Genomic DNA, 17,747 nt, shown 5'->3' with positions numbered 1-17,747 from the left:
TCGCCCGACGTCCAACAACGCTCATCAACCCGACGAACAGAACCCGCGACCATGCTCGCCCCCCCACCATGCCCGTGAAGCCGGGACCGATGTCATTCAACACCGTCACGCCATCGACGACCTGATATCCTCGCGGGTCGGCGTCACCCTCTACGACCTGATGTTGCCGCAGACAACCGACGTGACATCTGCCCCTGCGTGAGCCCTGGCTTGCCGACCGCCATAACCGCCTGATCTTTAAGACAGAAGCGCCCGCAACCTGGACCAACCCCTTGAACTCGACGCTCTTCGCCGGCTCGTGGTGCAACGACATACGAGCGCCGCCGCCCAGGCTGAGTGCAAACGCAGGCCACGCCCACACCCCGGCGTCACATTTGCATCTGCTCGCCACACAGGCTACCAACACTCGCCCCTCATACCTCGCGCTTCGAATAAACGCGCGTCCTTCACGTCAGACTTCCAGCACGAGGCCACTTCGGGGATCGACATCTGTGTGGTCGCGTTTACACTCGCTGCCGTATTGTGGGCACCAACGCTTTCGTCCGAGGATTCCGATGTTGAACATCTCGCTCAACCGCACCGCTCGTCAGGGGCTCTTCGCCCTGCTTACCTTCGCCCTGCTCCTGACCGGCACCTCCGTAGCCTTCGCAGGCTCCAGCGAGCCTGTGCGCCCTATTAACCTCAGCGACAGCCAGCGCGCCCGCATCGAGCGCGGCGAAGTGCTGGTCAGTCTGCAGCAAAACGACGACGTCAACCGGGGCGTTGCAACCGGCATCATCCAGGCCCCCATGCGTGATGTGGTTCCCCTGGTCGAGGAATGCTGGAAGTACGGCGACTGGCGGGACAACATCAAAGACACCGCCCTTATCAGCCGCTCCAGCGACGAGCGCGTCGTCTGCGCCGGCACCGCCAAAGTCCCCTTCCCGGCCCGTGACCGCGACGGCCACTTCAATGTCCATAACCACACCCGCGATCTTGGCGGCGTGGAGAGTTTTGTCTCGACCTTCTCCTACATTGAAGGCTCCGGTAACCTCGGAGATATGTTCGGCTACTGGGTCCTTCAGCCCTACGGCCCCAACAATGAGCACACCCTGATGCGCCACGTTCTCAACGTCGACATCGGCGGCTGGCTCCCCGACTTCCTGGTACGCTGGGCTACCCGCAGCACCCTGCCCGACATGGTCATCGGCGCGCGCGCCTACCTCAACAAAAGAAAGAGCCAGAACCTCCCCGGCCCCAACTTCTGGCGGGAGCATTCCTACGAATAAACTCCCCCGATGACCTCACGCTTCAACATGCCGCCCGGCCTCCTCTCCCCCCACACATCCGGGGCGAGGTCGCCGGGCTGATTCCTTGATGTTTGCTGCGCAGGAGTTTCTATGCCCCGAGGTTGTAGTACCATCGGCGCGTTGCTCGGCACCCCGCTCTTTGGACTGGTAACCCTGGCCATGATCGCGCTGGGGCTGCTGGTGCCCGACCAACGCCTCGCCGGTACTGCGGGCGCGCTTATCTTCGGCGCGCTCACACTCCTCTGCGCCATCCTCGTCGTACGTAACATGCGCGCCAGTCGCGAAAGCGCCGCCATCGATGAGCTCTCTCAAGAAGAGAACCGCATCCTACGTTTTGCCCGACATCACCAGGGCCGCCTCACGGTCGAAGAAGCCGCCCTGGGGTGTCACCTCTCGGTGGAACAGGCCCGACAGCTTCTGGATCGTCTTGTCATGCGGGGCAGCGCCGACACCTGGGTCTCCGACGCTGGCACGCTCGTCTATGTTTTTCGCGGCTTAAGCGACGACACAGATAAACTCACTGCTGAAGATCCCTTCCTGCAACTCGAACCCTGATAGTGCGCAGCCCCTGATGGTGAGCACACCCTGAAAGGACGGTCATGGCTTCCCTCTCTCGTGTTCTTGTGGCGATCCTGGCATCACTGACCTTCGTCAGTACTGCCCCGGGCATTGCCAACGCCCAGCGCCCCGCCCCCGACACCCTGCCCCAGGTCGCGCGACTCTTTGAGCAAAGCCGCGATCAGGTCGTCTCCGTACAGACCGAGATGGCCGCCCCTCCCGGCACGCTCAACCCCTTCTTTAATCCCTCCCCCGGCGAACCGTCTCGCGGGCAGGGCTCCGGGTTTATCGTCGATGAGAGCGGGCTTATTATTACCAACTGGCACGTCGTCAACGGCGCCCAGACCATCCAGGTAGCTCTGGCCAAAGGCGATATCCTCTCCGCCCGTCTGGTCGGTGCCGACCCGGCTACCGACCTGGCCCTTTTGCAGGTCAGCGCGCCGGTCAACCTCTCGGCGGTTACCCTGGGCACCTCCGAAGACATCCGCCCCGGCCAGTGGGTCGTTGCCATCGGAAGCCCCTTTGGTCTGGAGCACTCCGTCACCGTCGGCGTGCTCAGCGCCACCGGCCGCTCCATTGGTATGGGCCCCTTCGATAACTTTTTGCAGACCGATGCTTCCATCAACCCGGGCAACTCCGGAGGCCCCCTCTTTAACCTCGACGGCGAGGTCATCGGGGTGAATACCGCGATCATTCGCAACGGTCAGGGGATTGGTTTTGCGGTGCCCATTGACGTGGTCACCGAGATCCTCGGCCAGCTCCGCGAACCGGGCTACGTCTCCCGCGGCTTTATCGGTGCGGGCATCCAGGAGCTCTCCGAGGCCCTGGCCACCACCTTCGGCGTCGCCCCCGACGCCGGCGCGCTGGTCCGTTCGGTCGAGTCCAACAGCCCCGCCTCCCGCGCCGAGCTGCAACCCGGCGACATCATCACCTCCGTTGCCAACCAGAAGGTCAGCAACCCCTCCGAACTTCTCAAAATCATTGGCCGCGTCAGTCCCGGCTCCACCATCGAGTTGACCTACCTGCGCGAGGGAAGTCGCGAGCAAACGCGCCTGACCGTCGCCGAGCGGCCCGATCCCACCCGCCCTCAGGTCGAGCGTGCCCGCGGCATTGAGCCTCGCCCCTTCGAAGGCCGTCTGGGCGTGTTTTTGACCGCGATCACCTCCCGAAACGCCTCCCGCTCCGGGGGCCCCCCGGGTCAGGGCGTGCTGGTGGAGCGCGTGGAAGCAGGATCCCCGGCCTCTGGCATTCTGCGCCCCGGCGACGTCATCCTCAACATCGCCGGAACCGACATCTCCGCTCCCGAAGAGGTCCCCCGCGTGCTCAAAGAGCAACCTGCCGGAAGCCCCATCCGCATCCTGCTCCGACGCGGCGGGCAACCCCTCTTCGCCGCAGTGCGACTGAAAACTGCCTCCTGAACCGCCCGCTGGCGTCTCCTCTCCAGGGGCGCCCCTCCGACGCGTTTTACGCTCGGAGGGGCGCATCCCTCAGTCGAGCACCTCAACCTCATCGCGCGTCACCGCCCGCAGAAGCTCACTGAGCTCCCGCCAGCGAGCCTCATCCTCGCGATGCACCTGACGCACCTGGCTGACCAGATCTTTGGCCCGCCGAAACGCACCAACAAGGTCGCCTGACATATCCGTCGGGTTGCGAATATCCATCAAAAGCGCGCTCAGCGACTCCCCCCTCGCCCAACGCTCCCCGAGCGGCATCAGCTCCGGGGTAAAGACCGACTCCTGCCCGACAAGCTCATCGCCGTCAGCCACCACATCCGACTCATAGACCGCGTTGATGGCCTCAAAGATCTCCCACCAGCGATCATCATCCGGCGCATGCACCTTTGCTGTGCGCGGCAGGGTCTGCACAAGCCCACACATCACCCCGAAGAGCTGCGCCGGACTCAACGCCTCCAACACCCCGTTGAGAATGAGCTCGGTCACAAAGAGCTCCTCGATCTTGATATGCCGCAGGATCTTCGCCGGCGTGTACAGCTCGTTGTCGGTTCCCAGGTAGCCGTGCGTCTTCAAAAACGCCACCTTACGCGCAAACGCCTCCCACAGCCTCGGGCGTTCCACCGTCACCAACTCGCGACGGAGTCCGGCCAGGTCACGACGCTTGCGCCGCGTAAAGCTCTCCTGGCTTTCTTCCCCCTCCAGATGCTCGATCTTCGAGCGCAACGCCGTGGCCGAGCGTCCATCCTGATACGCCTTAAAACTCTGCTCGAGCATAAAGCGAATGCTCTCCTCATCGAAGCGATCGACGAGGTTGACCACCGAGTGAAACGAGAGGTTAAAGGCCGAACGCACAGGCTCACTCTCCCCGCTGAGCAGTCGTTTCAAAAGCCCGCGAACCTCCCCGTAACCCCCAAAATCCTGACGAATCAAGACATTGCCCACCGGGTCGATTCCCCGACGCCCCGCCCTCCCGGCCATCTGCATAAACTCGCGGATGGTCAGCGGCACAAACTCCGTACCGTTGTAGCGCGTCAGACTATCGAAGATCACCGTGCGCGCCGGCATGTTGATGCCCAGCGCAAAAGTCGAGGTGCAGTAGAGCACCTTTAAGAGCCGCCCCTCGTAGAGCTCTTCCACCAACGCTTTGAGCGCCACATGCAGTCCGGCGTGGTGAAACGCAATCCCCTGGCGATACATCCCCCGCAACTTACGCGTGAGCACCTCGGGGTGCTCGGCCTCAAAGCGCTCCAGACGCTCATCAATCTGGCGGGTAGTATGCCCGTCGCCCAGCTGCCGCCCGACCCTCGAGTGGGCCAGCTTCGCCGCAAAAATCTCGACCATTTTGCGACTGTAAATAAAGTAGAGCACGGGAAAATCGCCCCGCCCCAGCATCTCCATCATATCGAGATGCGTCGTCGGCTTCGTACCCGATGCGAAATCTTCGCGGCGCCCCCGACCTCCTCGCCCTCCCCCACGACTCTGGCCACGCCGGCCTCCCCGGCTTCGACGTCGCCCCTTACCCTCATCGCCGCCCTCGCGCGCCTTCTTTTGCTCCTTCTTCCACCGGGCAAACGCCTTCTCGAACGCCCCCACCTCACTCGGACCGCTCTCGGTGTTCGCCAGCCGTATCTGCAGAGGCACGGTGCGCTCAGTCTCCAGCACCACCTTCACCTCGGCCTGGCGAATCTGCGTGAGCCAGTGCGCAAACTCCTCCAGATTGGAGAGCGTCGCCGACAACCCCAGAATGCGAACCTCGGAAGGCAGGTAAATCAGAAGCTCTTCCCAGACCGTGCCCCGCTCCGGATCATCGAGAAAATGAATCTCATCGATGATCACCGCCTTGAGCCTTTTCAGGTCGGGAAGCGCCACATCCGATGGCGAGAAAAGCTCCACGTCGAGCGCCGTCTCCCCGGGCGTATCAACGCCGGGGGGCCTGACGCCTTCCTCCACCCGATGCCCCTCAAGAAGCATGTTGCGCAGAATTTCGGTGGTCATAATGCGCACCGGCGCATCCCGGTTGATCACCAGGTCGCCGGTCACAAGCCCCACCTTCTCTCGCCCAAAAAGAGCGCAATACTGACGGTACTTCTGGTTGGAGAGCGCCTTGACCGGCGCGGTATAAATGACCTCTCCCCCCTCCTCGAGCACATGCTCAATGAGGTAGTCGGCGATCAGCGTCTTTCCGGTCCCGGTCGGCGCAGCCACAAGCACGCTGTGCCCGCTCGCAATGGCCTCAATGGCCTGGCGTTGAAACCCATCGAGCTTCAGCCCGCGGTACTCCATATCTCGCTCCTGAGGTGGCCTGTCTCTTCGCCCCCGATGGCGCCCCCTCAATGCGAGTTAACGCCTCAGAGGTGCTCTTCGATGCGACGAATCGACAGATCGAGGTACTCCTCGCTCTGATCCAATCCCACGTAGTGGCGACCGTTCTGCACCGCGGCCACACCGGTGGTCGACGAGCCGCAGAAAGGATCGAGGATGCGGTCGCCCTCGTTGGTCGAGGCCTGCACGATGCGGTCCAGAAGCGCAATCGGCTTCTGCGTGGGGTGCTTGCCGTGAGCCTTCTCCGCTTTGCGCGGCGCCATGATGTTCCACAGATTCTTCATCTGCTTGCCGCCGTTCATCTCCTTCATCACCTTGTAGTTGAAGGTGTGGCGGGTGTCATGATCGCGCCCGGCCCAGATCACCGTCTCAGTGCCGTGGGTAAAGTAGCGGCACGAGAGGTTCGGCGGCGGGTTGACCTTAAACCAGGCGATGTCATTAAGGATCTTGAACCCCAGCGACTGCATCGCAAACCCGATCGAGAAGATCACGTGGTGCGTACCACTGACCCACATCGACCCGTTGGGCTTGAGCAGGCGCTGACACGCCTCAAGCCAGCGCAGATTGAACGCGTGATTTTCCTCCACGCCCTGCGAGCGGTCCCATCTCCCCTTATTCACCGAGACCATCCGCCCCGACTTACAGGTCACCCCGTCGTTCGACAGGAAGTAGGGAGGATCGGCAAAGATCATGTCGAACTGCTCCGGCTCCATCGCCTCCAGCAGCTCCAGCGAGTCGCCCTTATAGAGCGTCACCCCGCGCTCATGTTCGTAATAAGGAGAGAGTACCGCCGCCCGTTCTTGCGCACGTGCTTGCATCGACTTCCCTGTCGTCTAACACCCCGCGCAACCATGTCCGTGGTCTGGGGGTGGGCCATCCGTGGCCATTAGCGAAACGCATCCATGGTTCCGGCCGAGGTATGCTGTCCCGGAGCGAACGCATACCCAGCTCTGTGGCGATCTCGCGCCGGCGTCCGGCAGAGATCGCAAAGCCTGTCTAAGTGCTTGATCTTGATCGCTTTTTCGGCGTTCTAATGCCCCTGATAACGCCCGATGGATCAATGATCTCAAGGCCTTAACTCGATCTGGGACCGAGCCTAAGAGGGTGATCGATCGGTGTCAAGCTGCTTCATCGAAAATTCTCCGTTGATCGATCGTCTAACGATCACATTCGATCCGTTTACCCTTTAATTTCAAAGAGTTGAACCAACTCCGACCATACTGTATCGCGAGAATCCCTGAGCTGATGGCGGTCATCCACCTCCACCAGACGTCCCCCCTCGTACATCTCAACATAACGTCGTGAAGACGCCACCGGCACCGTCGGGTCGCGCGTACCGTGCACGATCACCACCGGGCACGAAACCTCCGGCCAGGGCTCGTGCGTGCGAGCATCTTCAATAAAATTCCAGCTCACAGGCTGCATGCGCTCATCGGGGCCGGGCAGTTTCAAGGCCCCCTCCTCCTCCCAGCGCTTCATGCGCTTTTTGCCCACCAGATGCGGCCAGCGCGCCGGCAAATCAAAGCCCGGTGCCAGCAACAACAGCCGGTCCACGCGCTGCGGGTTAAGCTGCGCCCAGCGCGCCGCCAGATACCCTCCCATGCTCGAACCCATAAGCCTCCAGGGCCTTCCGGTGCGCGCCACGTCCGCATCGAGCCGGTCCATCACGCGCAGCGCCTCACTGAAGGTCAGCTCATAGAACGAGGGCACGTTGAGCTCCGGGCGATGCAGCTCGTAGCCTCGCCACTCCAGCTCGCGGGCAAGCCAGGCCCCCATCGTCGAACGCGCGCTGGAGGCAAAACCGTGTAGATAGGCAAGATGAAACTCAGGCTCCCTCAAACCACCTCCAAAAGAATCAGCCAGACGCCGCAGAATCGCCCTCAGGCCACTCTCAACCGGATCGCCTGCCGATATGCGCGGCAACCAGTGTCGACACACCTGCGTGGCCCTGGATCAACAACGGCCGCCCCTGCCGGGGCGGCCGTCATCTCAAAACCATGGCGAGGCACACCCGCCCTTGCCCTCAATCCTTACCAAAGAGCTTGGACATAAACCCGCCCTTCTTCTTTTTCTCGCCAGGCTGCGGCACCGCGAACGTCGGCGCAGCAGCAGGGGCCGGCGGAAGATCATCATCGCCCAGAAGCGCATCGAGGATATCGCCCTTCTTCTCCTCTTCGGGCTCCTTCTTGCTCTCGATCTCGCGCTTGGCGCTGGCCAGCAGCGCCTCAAAGCTATCCGGCTCATCATCCTCACTGCTTGACACCGAGCTTTCGGCCAACCCGGCGCCCAGGCTCAGATTGAGCTCGCTTTCTGCTTCCGACTCCTCGTCCATCGAGAGCAACGAAAGAATCTCCTCGTTAGGCCCGTCATCCGAGGCCTCCTGCTCCGCCTCAAACTCCCCGGATTCGGAGATCTCATCGAGCAACAGCTCTTCGGAGTCGGAGGCGTCCTCAAGCTCAAGCTCTTCGGAGTCGGAGGCGTCCTCAAGCTCAAGCTCCTCGGAGTCGGATACCTCGTCGAGCAAAAGCTCCTCGGAGTCCGACGCATCCACGGGACTGTCGAGCTCAAAGATATCATCGTCCTCATCCGCCATCACGGCGTCGTCGCTCACACTCGCCACATCATCCGGTACAAAGGCGGGAGGTTCAGGAGCGGCCGGCAACTCAGGCACCTCAACGTCACTCGCCATAGCGGAGCCGCCACCGCCGAAGACGTCGTCCTCCCCGCCGCCGAAGACATCATCGCCGCCGCCTCCGAAGATGTTATCGAACATCTCGTCGATCTCATCATCATCACCGGCTGCGGCAAACATCTCAAACTCGCGCGCGGCCTCTTCGGCCAACTCATCGCCGTCGAAGGCCATCACCTTGAGGCCTCCTTCGGTACGCTTGAGCGTGCGATCCTCATCGACCGGGGGAGCCGGCACCACATCGGGCTCGGGCGTCAACTCGGCCAGCGGCTCCTGCGCCTCGCTGGCAGACGCAAAGATAGCGTCATCACTCGCGTCGTCCGGCGCACCGAAAAGATCGTCGAGCGAGTCCAACTCCTCCTCATCCGACGCCGTTTCCGGCGACGCGAGTGGAACTCCGGGCTGCCCCGGCGCTTCGCCCCACTGCGGCTCCGAGCCCTGGGCCAGCGCCGCGGCCACCGCCTCGGAGGGATCATCGAGCCCACCGGGCATCGGAATCTCAGGCTCGGACGCGCTCCCGAAAATCTCATCGCCGGAGGCCGCCGCGCTCTCCGGCGCCTCATCAGATGCACCGAAGAGATCGTCGGGGATCTCCGCCTCGGCGGTATGCTGCTCATCCTGGGAGGCCAGCGTCTCCGCAGGCTCCTCCGAAGTCACCGGCCTGCCATCGTCGACCGCATGCGCGCCGGAGCCCTCCGTTTTTAAGCGCACCACCTCATCGACAAGAGCCTTGGACTCCGGGCTGAGCTTGGTGAACTTCACCAACATGCCCACCGGCCCCGACTCTCCGCCATCCATCCCGCGGATCTGACGCACCACACCTTCACCCAGCAGAGCGGAGGTGCCGTCGGCCAGCAGGAACTGAAAACGCACCGTCGTGCCCACCGGCTTGAGCTTCTGGGGCGACATCGGCACGAACATCCCGCCCGCAGAGATGTAGCGGCCGTAGCCCTCTTTGAAGGACGCTATCGACGGAAATTTTAGCCGCGCACGAATCGCGGAGAAGTTGCTATCGCTCACCGAACTGCCTCTTACCTGCAAGAAAGGTCGGGCGCCTCACCGAGGATGGCCAGGCGCACACAACCGGGGGTGCGACCTCAATACTGGTAGACCACGCCTACCTTCAGGCCCTGGTTCATATCGAACGCATCCGACTCCGCAAACTCGCTCTCCCCCTCACCGGTGAAGTCGCTGCGGGTGATGCGAAATCCATATGACGCCGACATAAACAGGTTGTCCATAAACTCGTAGACAAACCCAAGCTCTGTACCAAACCCGTAGCTAAAGGAGTCTGTTCCGAAAACCTCCGCCCCCTTGCTGAACACAGACACCGGCGCCACATCCACCCCGGCGGTCACGGCGAACTCCTCAACGATCACCGGCAGCACCAGGCGAGTGCCGATGACCAGTGAGATGACGCTGGTCGAGGGCAGGATGGGGTTTTCGGTGGCGCTGAAGCTGTCGTAGCGCGCGCCCAGCTTAAAGCGAAGCTGGCGGTTGGAGTTGTCCAGCGGCGAATCCAGGCGATAGATCGCGCCGCCCTCAAGGACCATCGACTGCAGGCTGACAGCCTGCTCGCTCACACCGGTCTCATCTTCGGTAAGGATATTAAGCCCGTCGAAGCCGTGGCTGTAGTTGACGTAGAAACCGGCCGCGACCATCTCCGGGTTGGTACGACCGAAGGGGAAGGCCTCCACATCGAGCTCAAAGCCCGGGAAGCTGGCCGACTTGTAGCTGAAGATGGCGCTCTGACCGGCGACCATGAAGTCTTTGCGGAACATCCGGCCGTAGCCGCGAACCCACAGCCAGTTGCGGGAGAGCGCGTCGAGCAGCGCTTGCTCTTCGGCCGCCGCCCGCCGACGCATCGCCTCGGGATCGCTCGGATCGAGATCGTCCTCGACAGGCGCAACCGCCGCCTGCGCCGGGGCGCTCTCGGTGTTCTGCGCCGGGGCGCTCTGGGTCGGCTGAGATGGGGCCGGCGGTGCCGTCGACTCCGCGGGCTGCGGCGCTTCCTTCGGGGCCTGTTGCGCCACCGGCGCACCGCCGATACCCAGAAAACGCTCCAGCTCCGTGCGGATCATGCGCGCGCCGGTGCGGTTAAGACCTTCTTCGCTGCGATCGATGGGAAACTGATGCTCCGGGGTGCCGCTCTCGGCGGTAATAAACTGCACCCGGTACTCCTGGGCGTCGTACTCCACCAGGTTAACGACCACCGCGATGCTACCACCGCGCATCACCCACATCATGTCCGAGGAGCGCTCGGTGATCCCGTCGATGCGAAATGCGCGGCCACGCACCTGGTTGGCAAACCAATCGGCATCGCGCACATCGAGCCCGCTGATATCGCGAAGTTCCATGATCAGGCGCGCGGTGCCCCCGCCGGGAACCTCGATCAGGGTCACACGGGTAGCCTCATCATCGTCGCGTTGCCCCTGGGCGGTGGCCACACTGGCCATCAACATCACCGCCGCCCATGCCATGATCGCCGCGAGCATCTGCCAGGAAGCCCTCTTGCGCTGCTCAATCTTCACGTCTCGACCCCGTCACCGTAGTTCCTCACGCGCACTCGCCATCAACGAGACGCCCTGTTGGATTCAACATCATCGCACCCTGGCACCGAACTCTCGGTTTCGGGCGCTGCTCTTAAAATCGATCGATCTCAAACTCATCCAGATCGAAATCATCCTCGACCGGGCTGGCCTTCTCACGGCCCTCAAAGCCCTGCCACTGACCGTCGCCACTGGTCGATCCGATGCCGCTGACACGCAGCGCGAAGTCATCGGGGTTACTCGATTGGATCAACGCCTCTTCGTAGGTGATGTAGCCGTTCTGCAGAAGCCACATCAACGACTGGTCGAAGCTCTGCATCCCGTAGTTATCAAAACCTTTGGCGATCTGCTCGGTGAGCGAGCGCGCGGTGGCCTCCTCCAGGATCATCTCCCGCAGACGCGCCGTCGAGAGCATCACCTCGACCGCCGGCACTCGCCCCTTGCCGTCGGCGCGGGGCACCAGGCGCTGCGAGATCACGCCGCGGAAGAGGTTGGCAAATTGATAACGCGCCTGGTCACGCATATGCGGCGGAAACGCCGTTACGATACGGGTCACCGCCTCGGCGGCGTCCACCGTATGCAGAGTCGACATCACCAGGTGACCGGTCTCGGCGGCGGTCATGGCGATCTCAATCGTCTCCAGATCCCGCATCTCCCCCATCATGATCACGTCCGGATCCTGACGAAGCGCCGCCTTGAGCGCGCGGGCAAAGGTGTTGGTGTCGTTTCCGATCTCGCGCTGATTGATGATGCTGCGCTTATCGCGAATCAAGAACTCGATGGGATCTTCGATGGTGATGATATGCGAGGTGCGCGTCTGGTTGATGTAGTCCACCATCGAGGCAAGCGTGGTGGACTTACCGCTGCCGGTGGCCCCGGTCACCAGGATCAGCCCGCGGCGCTCCTCGGCCAGGGTGCGCACCGCGTCGGGAAGCAGAAGCTCGTCGATCGAGGCGACCTTAAAGGGAATCACCCGGAAGACCATCCCGATCGAGCCGCGCTGCTGAAACACATTGACGCGAAAACGTCCCACCCCGGGCACCCCGTAGGAGAGGTCGATGTCGAGCGTCTCCTGGAACTGCTCGCGCTGAAAACGCGCCATGATATCCGAGGCCATCTTCCCGATCTCTTCGGGACTCAAGCGCCGCGCTTCGCGCAGCGGCAACAGCGCCCCGTCGATCCGAAAGATCGGCGGCAATCCCGCCTTGATATGAATGTCGCTGGCCCCGCCTTTAACGGCGATCTGCAAGATCTTGTTGAGGTCCTGATTGCTGCTCATCGCCCTAGTCCTGGTGCTTCGCCCGACGCTGTGAGAACTCCCCCGAAGAAGCTCACTGGCGCCCGGCGCGCTGGCTCAGGCCGCATCGCACGGCCGACGCTGTAAAGTGCGGGGAAACTGGGCCGATTGTGGCATGCCAGCCGGGTAAACTCAACACGCCATCTGGCAAGCACTCCGCCCCTCCGAGCTGAAAAAAAAAGCGGCCTTCCCCCATCGGGAAGGCCGCTCATAACCGACGCGCTCAGCGCCGATCGTTATCGCAAGGTCCTGCAGAGCGCTTACGCCTCGGCGCTCTCTTCAGCGACCTTCGGCGCTGCCATCCCGTAGTGCTCACGGATCTTGGCCTCGATCTCGGCCTCAATCTCGGGATTGTCGACCAAAAACTGCTTGGCATTCTCGCGGCCCTGCCCCAGACGATCATCGCCGTAGCTGTACCAGGAACCGGCCTTATCGATCACCCCGATCTCCGAGCCCAGATCCACCAGGTCGCCCTGACGGCTGATGCCCTGGCCGTACATGATATCGAACTCAGCCTCTTTAAAGGGCGGAGCCACCTTGTTTTTGACAACCTTCACGCGGGTACGGTTACCGGTCAGGTCGGTGCCATCTTTGATGGCGCCGATGCGGCGAATGTCCATACGCACCGACGAGTAGAATTTAAGCGCGTTCCCCCCGGTGGTGGTCTCGGGGTTTCCGAACATCACGCCGATCTTCATACGGATCTGGTTAATGAAGATCACGCAGGTGCGCGACTTGGCGATCGTACCGGTGAGCTTGCGCAGCGCCTGACTCATCAAGCGCGCCTGGAGGCCCATGTGCGAATCCCCCATCTCGCCCTCAATCTCAGCGCGCGGGGTGAGCGCGGCCACCGAGTCGACGACCAGCAGGTCAATCGCGTTGGAGCGCACCAGCATGTCCACGATCTCCAGGGCCTGCTCCCCGGTGTCGGGCTGGCTCACCAGGAGCTCTTCGATGTTCACCCCCAGCGCCTGGGCGTATTTGACATCGAGGGCGTGCTCCGCATCGATAAACGCCGCCACACCACCGGCGCGCTGCGCCGCCGCCAGAGCGTGCAGGGTCAACGTCGTCTTACCCGAGGACTCCGGACCGTAGATCTCCACGACGCGGCCGCGCGGGTAACCTCCCACGCCCAGCGCAATATCCAGCGAGATCGAGCCGGTGGGGATCGGATTCTCCACGCGCACCAACGAGTCGTCGGTGCCCAGGCGCATGATCGATCCCTTGCCAAACTGCTTCTCGATCGCCTTGACCGTCAGGTCCAACGCCTTGTCTTTGTTGCTCTTATCGTTCGACATATCGCAATCTCCAAAGAGTGGCCCCCCAACCTCCATGGCTGGCGAGCGAAGTCTGAATCGGTCTGTTTGCGAGGTCGGGAACCACTGCACACCCGAGCACTAAACACGTGTATAGCCACCCTGACGGTCCCCGTCAACAGGTCTTAACGGCTCGCGATACGATCATAAATACCCTCAAACATCTTCTCGGCCGCACGTTTATTATCGTTTGCCGGACGCAGATCTTTCCGAAAATTTCAAAAAAAATGAGCACGCCTCTTCAGGCGCGCTCACACAGGGGCGCTTCGCGCCGGCAACGCGCGGAATTCACACCACTGGCCTTCGGTGTCGACGTACTCCGCCCGGCGCAGACCTTGATGCCAATGGATGCGCGATCGCGAGCACGACGCAAAACGCAGACGATGCTTTGGCACCCCGGTCCGCGCTGCCCTCGATGCAGCAAACACGATGCCAACGCTAGCTCACGACGTATTAACTCAATCGCACCGATTTGCGTCCGAAAAGACGCTCGATCGCCATCAGCAACCCGTCGGTGGGTCGGGTCGCAAAATCAACCGGCAGCACCACCTGCGCCTCTCCCACGCCCTGGGCGGTCTGTTTTTTAAAGACCAGCGTGGTACGGCAATGGCCGGAGTTTGCAGCGAGTACCTTCTGCAGCTCTTTGAGCTGTCCGTTGGTGACCTGCGCAACGCCGATCTCGACAATCACCTGGCGCACCTTCGACTCGCGCTCCGACTCCAGCGTCGACGCCGACTCCAGACGAATCCGCCGGGTGCGGTTCTCCGGATCGCCCTCCTCCTGGATCTGGCCTTTGATCAGGAGCGGTTCGCCGCTCTTGATCACCTCCTCGGCCTCAGCGTAGGCCGAGCTGAAGGCGATAGCCTCAATCTCCCCGGTCTTATCTTCGATGGTGATAAAGCCCATGCGCCCGTCACCACTTTTCAGCGGCACCTCGCGCATCGCGCTGACCACACCGGCCACCGCCACATTGGCGCGGTTGCGAAGCGAACCGTTCGTCATCAGCTCATGGGTGGTCGAGGCGCCGTAAAGACCGAACTCGCTCTCAAAACGATCCAGGGGGTGGCCGGTGACGTAGAAACCCAGCAGCGTCTTTTCGTTCTCCAGAAGCTCGCGATCGTTCCAGGCGAGACACTCCGGGTAGCTGTCGTCGAGCACCTCCTCGCGCACATCCTGGGCCATCATGCCAAAGAGGCTGGACTGACCCACGGCCTTATCATGCTGGGCCTTCTGGCCGCGCTCCACGGCGGTGTCGATCGCGGCGAAAATCGAGGCACGCGTCGCGCAGATCTCGCCGATATACTGCTCGGTGATCGCCGGGCCGATCGAGTCAAACGCCCCGCATTTGACCAGCGCCTCAATGGTGCGTTTGTTGATCTTCTTGAGATCGACGCGGCTGCAGAAGTCATAAAGATTCTCAAAGGGACCGTTGGCCGCGCGCTCGTCGAGAATCACCTCGATCACGCCCGCGCCCACCCCCTTAATGGCCGCAAGCCCGAAGCGGATCTTCTGATCGACGACGCTGAAGTCGAGCAGCGACTCGTTGACGTCGGGCGGCATAACCTCAATGCCTAAGCCTTTGGCCTCGTTGATAAAACGCACGATCTTGTCGGTGTTGTCGCGGTCGCTGGTCATCAGCGCCGCCATAAACTCCACCTGGAAGTGCGTCTTCAAATACGCCGTCTGGTAGGTGATCAGACCGTAGGCCGCCGAGTGCGACTTATTAAAACCGTAGCCGGCGAAGTAGGCCATCAAGTCGAAGATGTCCGAGGCTTTTTGCTCGTCGACCTCCTTCTCGAGCGCGCCGGCCACGAAGATCTCTTTTTGCTGGGCCATGACCTCGGGCTTCTTCTTGCCCATGGCACGGCGCAGCAGGTCGGCGCCCCCCAGCGAGTAGCCGGCCATGACCTGGGCGGTCTTCATGACCTGCTCCTGGTAGACCATGACCCCGTAGGTGGGCTTGAGCACATCTTCGAGCCAGGCATGCGGGTACTCGACCTGCTTGCGGCCGTGCTTGCGGTCGATGAAGTCATCGACCATGCCGCTTCCCAGCGGCCCCGGGCGGTAGAGCGCCACTGCGGCGATGATGTCTTCAAAGCAGTTGGGCTTGAGCTTCTTCAGAAGCTCCTGGAAGCCCGAGGATTCCAGCTGGAAGACGCCGGTGGTGTTACCGGCGGAGATCAGCCTGAAGACCTCCGGATCATCGAGAGGGATCGCGTTGAGATCAAAACGCTCTTCGCCGCGGGCTTCACGCTGCTGATTGATGAGCTTGATGGCGTCCTGCAGCACCGTAAGCGTCTTCAGCCCCAGGAAGTCGAACTTGACCAGCCCGGCCTCTTCGACCTCGTTTTTGGCGTACTGGGTGACAAGTTCGCCGTTGGCACCGCGGCAGATCGGAACAAAATCCCAGAGCGGCGTCTCGGAGATCACGATCCCGGCGGCGTGCATACCCGCCTGGCGGTTGAGGTTCTCCAAAGAGAGCGCGATGTCAAAGAGGGTATCGACCCGCTCATCTTCCTCGCACATATCACGCAGGCGTTTTTCCTGGTCGAGCGACTCCTGCAACGAGATCCCGAGCACGTCGGGCACAAGTTTGGCCAGGCGGTCGGTCTCCCCGTAGCTGAAGTTGAGCGCACGCCCCACATCCTTGATCGCCGCACGTGCCTTGAGCTGACCGTAGGTCACGATCTGACCGACGTTATGGTAGCCGTACTTCTCGGTCACATAGTCGATGACCTCCCCGCGGCGGTTCATGCAGAAGTCGATGTCGAAGTCCGGCATCGAGACGCGCTCCGGGTTGAGGAAACGCTCAAAGAGAAGATCATAGGGCATCGGGTCGATGTCGGTGATGCGCATCGCATACGCCACCAGACTCCCGGCACCGGAGCCACGTCCCGGACCCACCGGGATATCATGCTCGTGCGACCAGGCGATGAAGTCCCACACGATCAGGAAGTACCCGGGGAAGTCCATCTGGCAGATGATGCCGATCTCCACCTCCAGGCGCTCGTCGTACTCCTGGCGGTCGTAGCTCACGCCCAGGGCGTCGAACTCCGCATAACGCTCCCCAAGCCCCTGACGAGCGACATGGCGGAAATACTCATGGATGATCGTCTTGCTGTCTGCCCCCTCATGCTCGTCACGAAAGGACTGAGGCACGTCGTACTGCGGCAAGAAGACCTCGCCCAGCGGGATCTCCAGGTCGCACATCTCGGCGATGCGAACGGTGTTCTCACAGGCCCGCGGGATGTCGGCAAAGGCCTCGTACATCTCCTCGGCGCTGCGCACATAGAGCTGATCGACGCCATGCTCCATGATGCGATCGATGTCGACGGTCTTGCCCAGCTGAATGCACATGAGCACAGCGTGGGCGCGGGCATCTTCGCGATCGAGGTAGTGGCAGTCGTTGGTTGCGACGAGCTCAATATCGAGCTCGCGCCCGATCTCCACCATCGCCTGGGTGCATTTGCGCTGCTCGGGGAGCGCGTTGTCCATGACTTCCAGGTAATAGCGCTCCTTGCCAAAGACCTCGCGGTAGCGCGCGGCCGCCTCGCGGGCGGCGTCCATATCGCCGCGAAGGATGTGCTGGTTGACCTCCCCGCCCAGGTCACCGGAGAGGCAGATGATGCCCTCGTTGCGCTCGGCCAAAAGCTCAAAGTCGATGCGCGGCAGACCGGTGCGCGGGTGCTGGCCATGTAGCCAGCCCATCGAGTTGAGGTACATCAGGTTTTGGTAGCCGGTGAGGTTCTGCGCCAGCAGCGTCAGGTGGTAGCTCTTGGGCTCTTTGGACTCTTCGTAGGGGTGAGATGTCATGTACATCTCAACGCCGATGATCGATTTGACGCCGGCCTTCTTCGCCGCCTTCTGGAAGTCCACCGCCCCGTACATATTGCCATGATCGGTCATGGCCACCGCGCTCATGCCCTGCTCGGCAACGCGGCTCATCAACTTCGGGATGCGGATCGCCCCGTCGAGGAGGCTGTACTGGGTGTGGACGTGCAGGTGAACGAAGTCAGACATCGGCAAAACCTGGCAAAAATCACGGAAAACTCATCGGAATGCGGTGCCTCTCGGCAACGGCGCGGATGATACTCCCCGGCCTTAAGGAGCGTAAAGGACCCGGAGGAACTCTCCATAGAGCCGGCGAGAAACGATCGCGTAGGCATGGAAAGTCGCATCGACATGAGGCTTAGAGTCTGCATGCACGAACGCGACGATCGTCCAGCACGGTTGAATAAAAAGAGGCGATCGAGCTCCGCTCGACCGCCTCAAA

At 62.0% G+C, this 17,747-nt stretch carries 11 protein-coding genes; 3 read left to right on the top strand and 8 right to left on the bottom strand.

The features are described 5' to 3' along the window. The first annotated feature begins 554 nt into the window (after nucleotides 1-554). The 3 genes from EA187_RS00310 (at nucleotide 555) to EA187_RS00300 (ending at nucleotide 3,265) form a co-directional block, all read left to right on the top strand. A complete protein-coding gene (locus EA187_RS00310; RefSeq protein WP_115603483.1) occupies nucleotides 555-1,268 on the top strand; it encodes an SRPBCC family protein in 714 nt (237 codons plus the stop codon). A gap of 111 nt (nucleotides 1,269-1,379) precedes the next feature. Beyond that, a complete protein-coding gene (locus tag EA187_RS00305; RefSeq protein ID WP_127778789.1) occupies nucleotides 1,380-1,844 on the top strand; it encodes a hypothetical protein in 465 nt (154 codons plus the stop codon). A 44-nt stretch (nucleotides 1,845-1,888) separates the two neighbouring features. Next, on the top strand, nucleotides 1,889-3,265 hold the full coding sequence (locus tag EA187_RS00300; protein WP_127778788.1) for a trypsin-like peptidase domain-containing protein: 1,377 nt from the start codon (nucleotides 1,889-1,891) through the stop codon (nucleotides 3,263-3,265). Nucleotides 3,266-3,334: 69 nt separating this feature from the next. On the opposite strand, the gene EA187_RS00295 is transcribed toward EA187_RS00300, so the two are convergent. From EA187_RS00295 to dnaE, 8 genes are all read right to left on the bottom strand, one after another. Then, a complete protein-coding gene (locus EA187_RS00295; protein WP_127778787.1) occupies nucleotides 3,335-5,584 on the bottom strand; it encodes a DEAD/DEAH box helicase in 2,250 nt (749 codons plus the stop codon). Between the two features lie 65 nt (nucleotides 5,585-5,649). Then, nucleotides 5,650-6,441 (bottom strand): DNA-methyltransferase, encoded by a 792-nt coding sequence (locus tag EA187_RS00290; RefSeq protein WP_127778786.1) that lies wholly within the window; start codon nucleotides 6,439-6,441, stop codon nucleotides 5,650-5,652. Between the two features lie 361 nt (nucleotides 6,442-6,802). After that, the gene (locus tag EA187_RS00285) at nucleotides 6,803-7,462 is read right to left on the bottom strand and encodes an alpha/beta hydrolase (protein ID WP_127778785.1); all 660 of its coding nucleotides are present in this window, start codon (nucleotides 7,460-7,462) and stop codon (nucleotides 6,803-6,805) included. A 184-nt stretch (nucleotides 7,463-7,646) separates the two neighbouring features. Next, entirely contained in the window at nucleotides 7,647-9,332 is a 1,686-nt protein-coding gene (locus EA187_RS00280; protein WP_127778784.1) for a hypothetical protein, read from the bottom strand. Between the two features lie 77 nt (nucleotides 9,333-9,409). Further along, nucleotides 9,410-10,843, bottom strand: a complete 1,434-nt coding sequence (locus EA187_RS00275) for a hypothetical protein (protein WP_127778783.1) — start codon at nucleotides 10,841-10,843, stop codon at nucleotides 9,410-9,412. 112 nt (nucleotides 10,844-10,955) lie between these two features. After that, entirely contained in the window at nucleotides 10,956-12,140 is a 1,185-nt protein-coding gene (locus EA187_RS00270) for a type IV pilus twitching motility protein PilT (protein ID WP_115603491.1), read from the bottom strand. Between the two features lie 278 nt (nucleotides 12,141-12,418). Next, nucleotides 12,419-13,456: a recombinase RecA gene (gene recA / locus EA187_RS00265; RefSeq protein WP_115603492.1), complete on the bottom strand. Its 1,038-nt coding sequence runs from the start codon at nucleotides 13,454-13,456 to the stop codon at nucleotides 12,419-12,421. Between the two features lie 471 nt (nucleotides 13,457-13,927). Beyond that, on the bottom strand, nucleotides 13,928-17,494 hold the full coding sequence (gene dnaE, locus EA187_RS00260; RefSeq protein ID WP_115603493.1) for a DNA polymerase III subunit alpha: 3,567 nt from the start codon (nucleotides 17,492-17,494) through the stop codon (nucleotides 13,928-13,930). Between the last annotated feature and the right edge of the window lie 253 nt (nucleotides 17,495-17,747).

It is taken from the genome of Lujinxingia sediminis (genome assembly GCF_004005565.1).
Taxonomy (GTDB): Bacteria; Myxococcota_A; Bradymonadia; order Bradymonadales; family Bradymonadaceae; genus Lujinxingia; species Lujinxingia sediminis.
Note: the sequence above shows the minus strand (reverse complement) of the source record. Positions and strands in the feature narration are given on the sequence as shown.

Bases quoted from the DNA above. Each gene is read 5' to 3' on its own strand.
- EA187_RS00270 (WP_115603491.1), bottom strand. From the start codon at position 12,140: ATGAGCAGCAATCAGGACCTCAACAAGATCTTGCAGATCGCCGTTAAA.
- EA187_RS00300 (WP_127778788.1), top strand. From the start codon at position 1,889: ATGGCTTCCCTCTCTCGTGTTCTTGTGGCGATCCTGGCATCACTGACC.
- EA187_RS00290 (WP_127778786.1), bottom strand. From the start codon at position 6,441: ATGCAAGCACGTGCGCAAGAACGGGCGGCGGTACTCTCTCCTTATTAC.
- EA187_RS00295 (WP_127778787.1), bottom strand. From the start codon at position 5,584: ATGGAGTACCGCGGGCTGAAGCTCGATGGGTTTCAACGCCAGGCCATT.
- EA187_RS00310 (WP_115603483.1), top strand. From the start codon at position 555: ATGTTGAACATCTCGCTCAACCGCACCGCTCGTCAGGGGCTCTTCGCC.
- recA (WP_115603492.1), bottom strand. From the start codon at position 13,456: ATGTCGAACGATAAGAGCAACAAAGACAAGGCGTTGGACCTGACGGTC.
- EA187_RS00305 (WP_127778789.1), top strand. From the start codon at position 1,380: ATGCCCCGAGGTTGTAGTACCATCGGCGCGTTGCTCGGCACCCCGCTC.
- dnaE (WP_115603493.1), bottom strand. From the start codon at position 17,494: ATGTCTGACTTCGTTCACCTGCACGTCCACACCCAGTACAGCCTCCTC.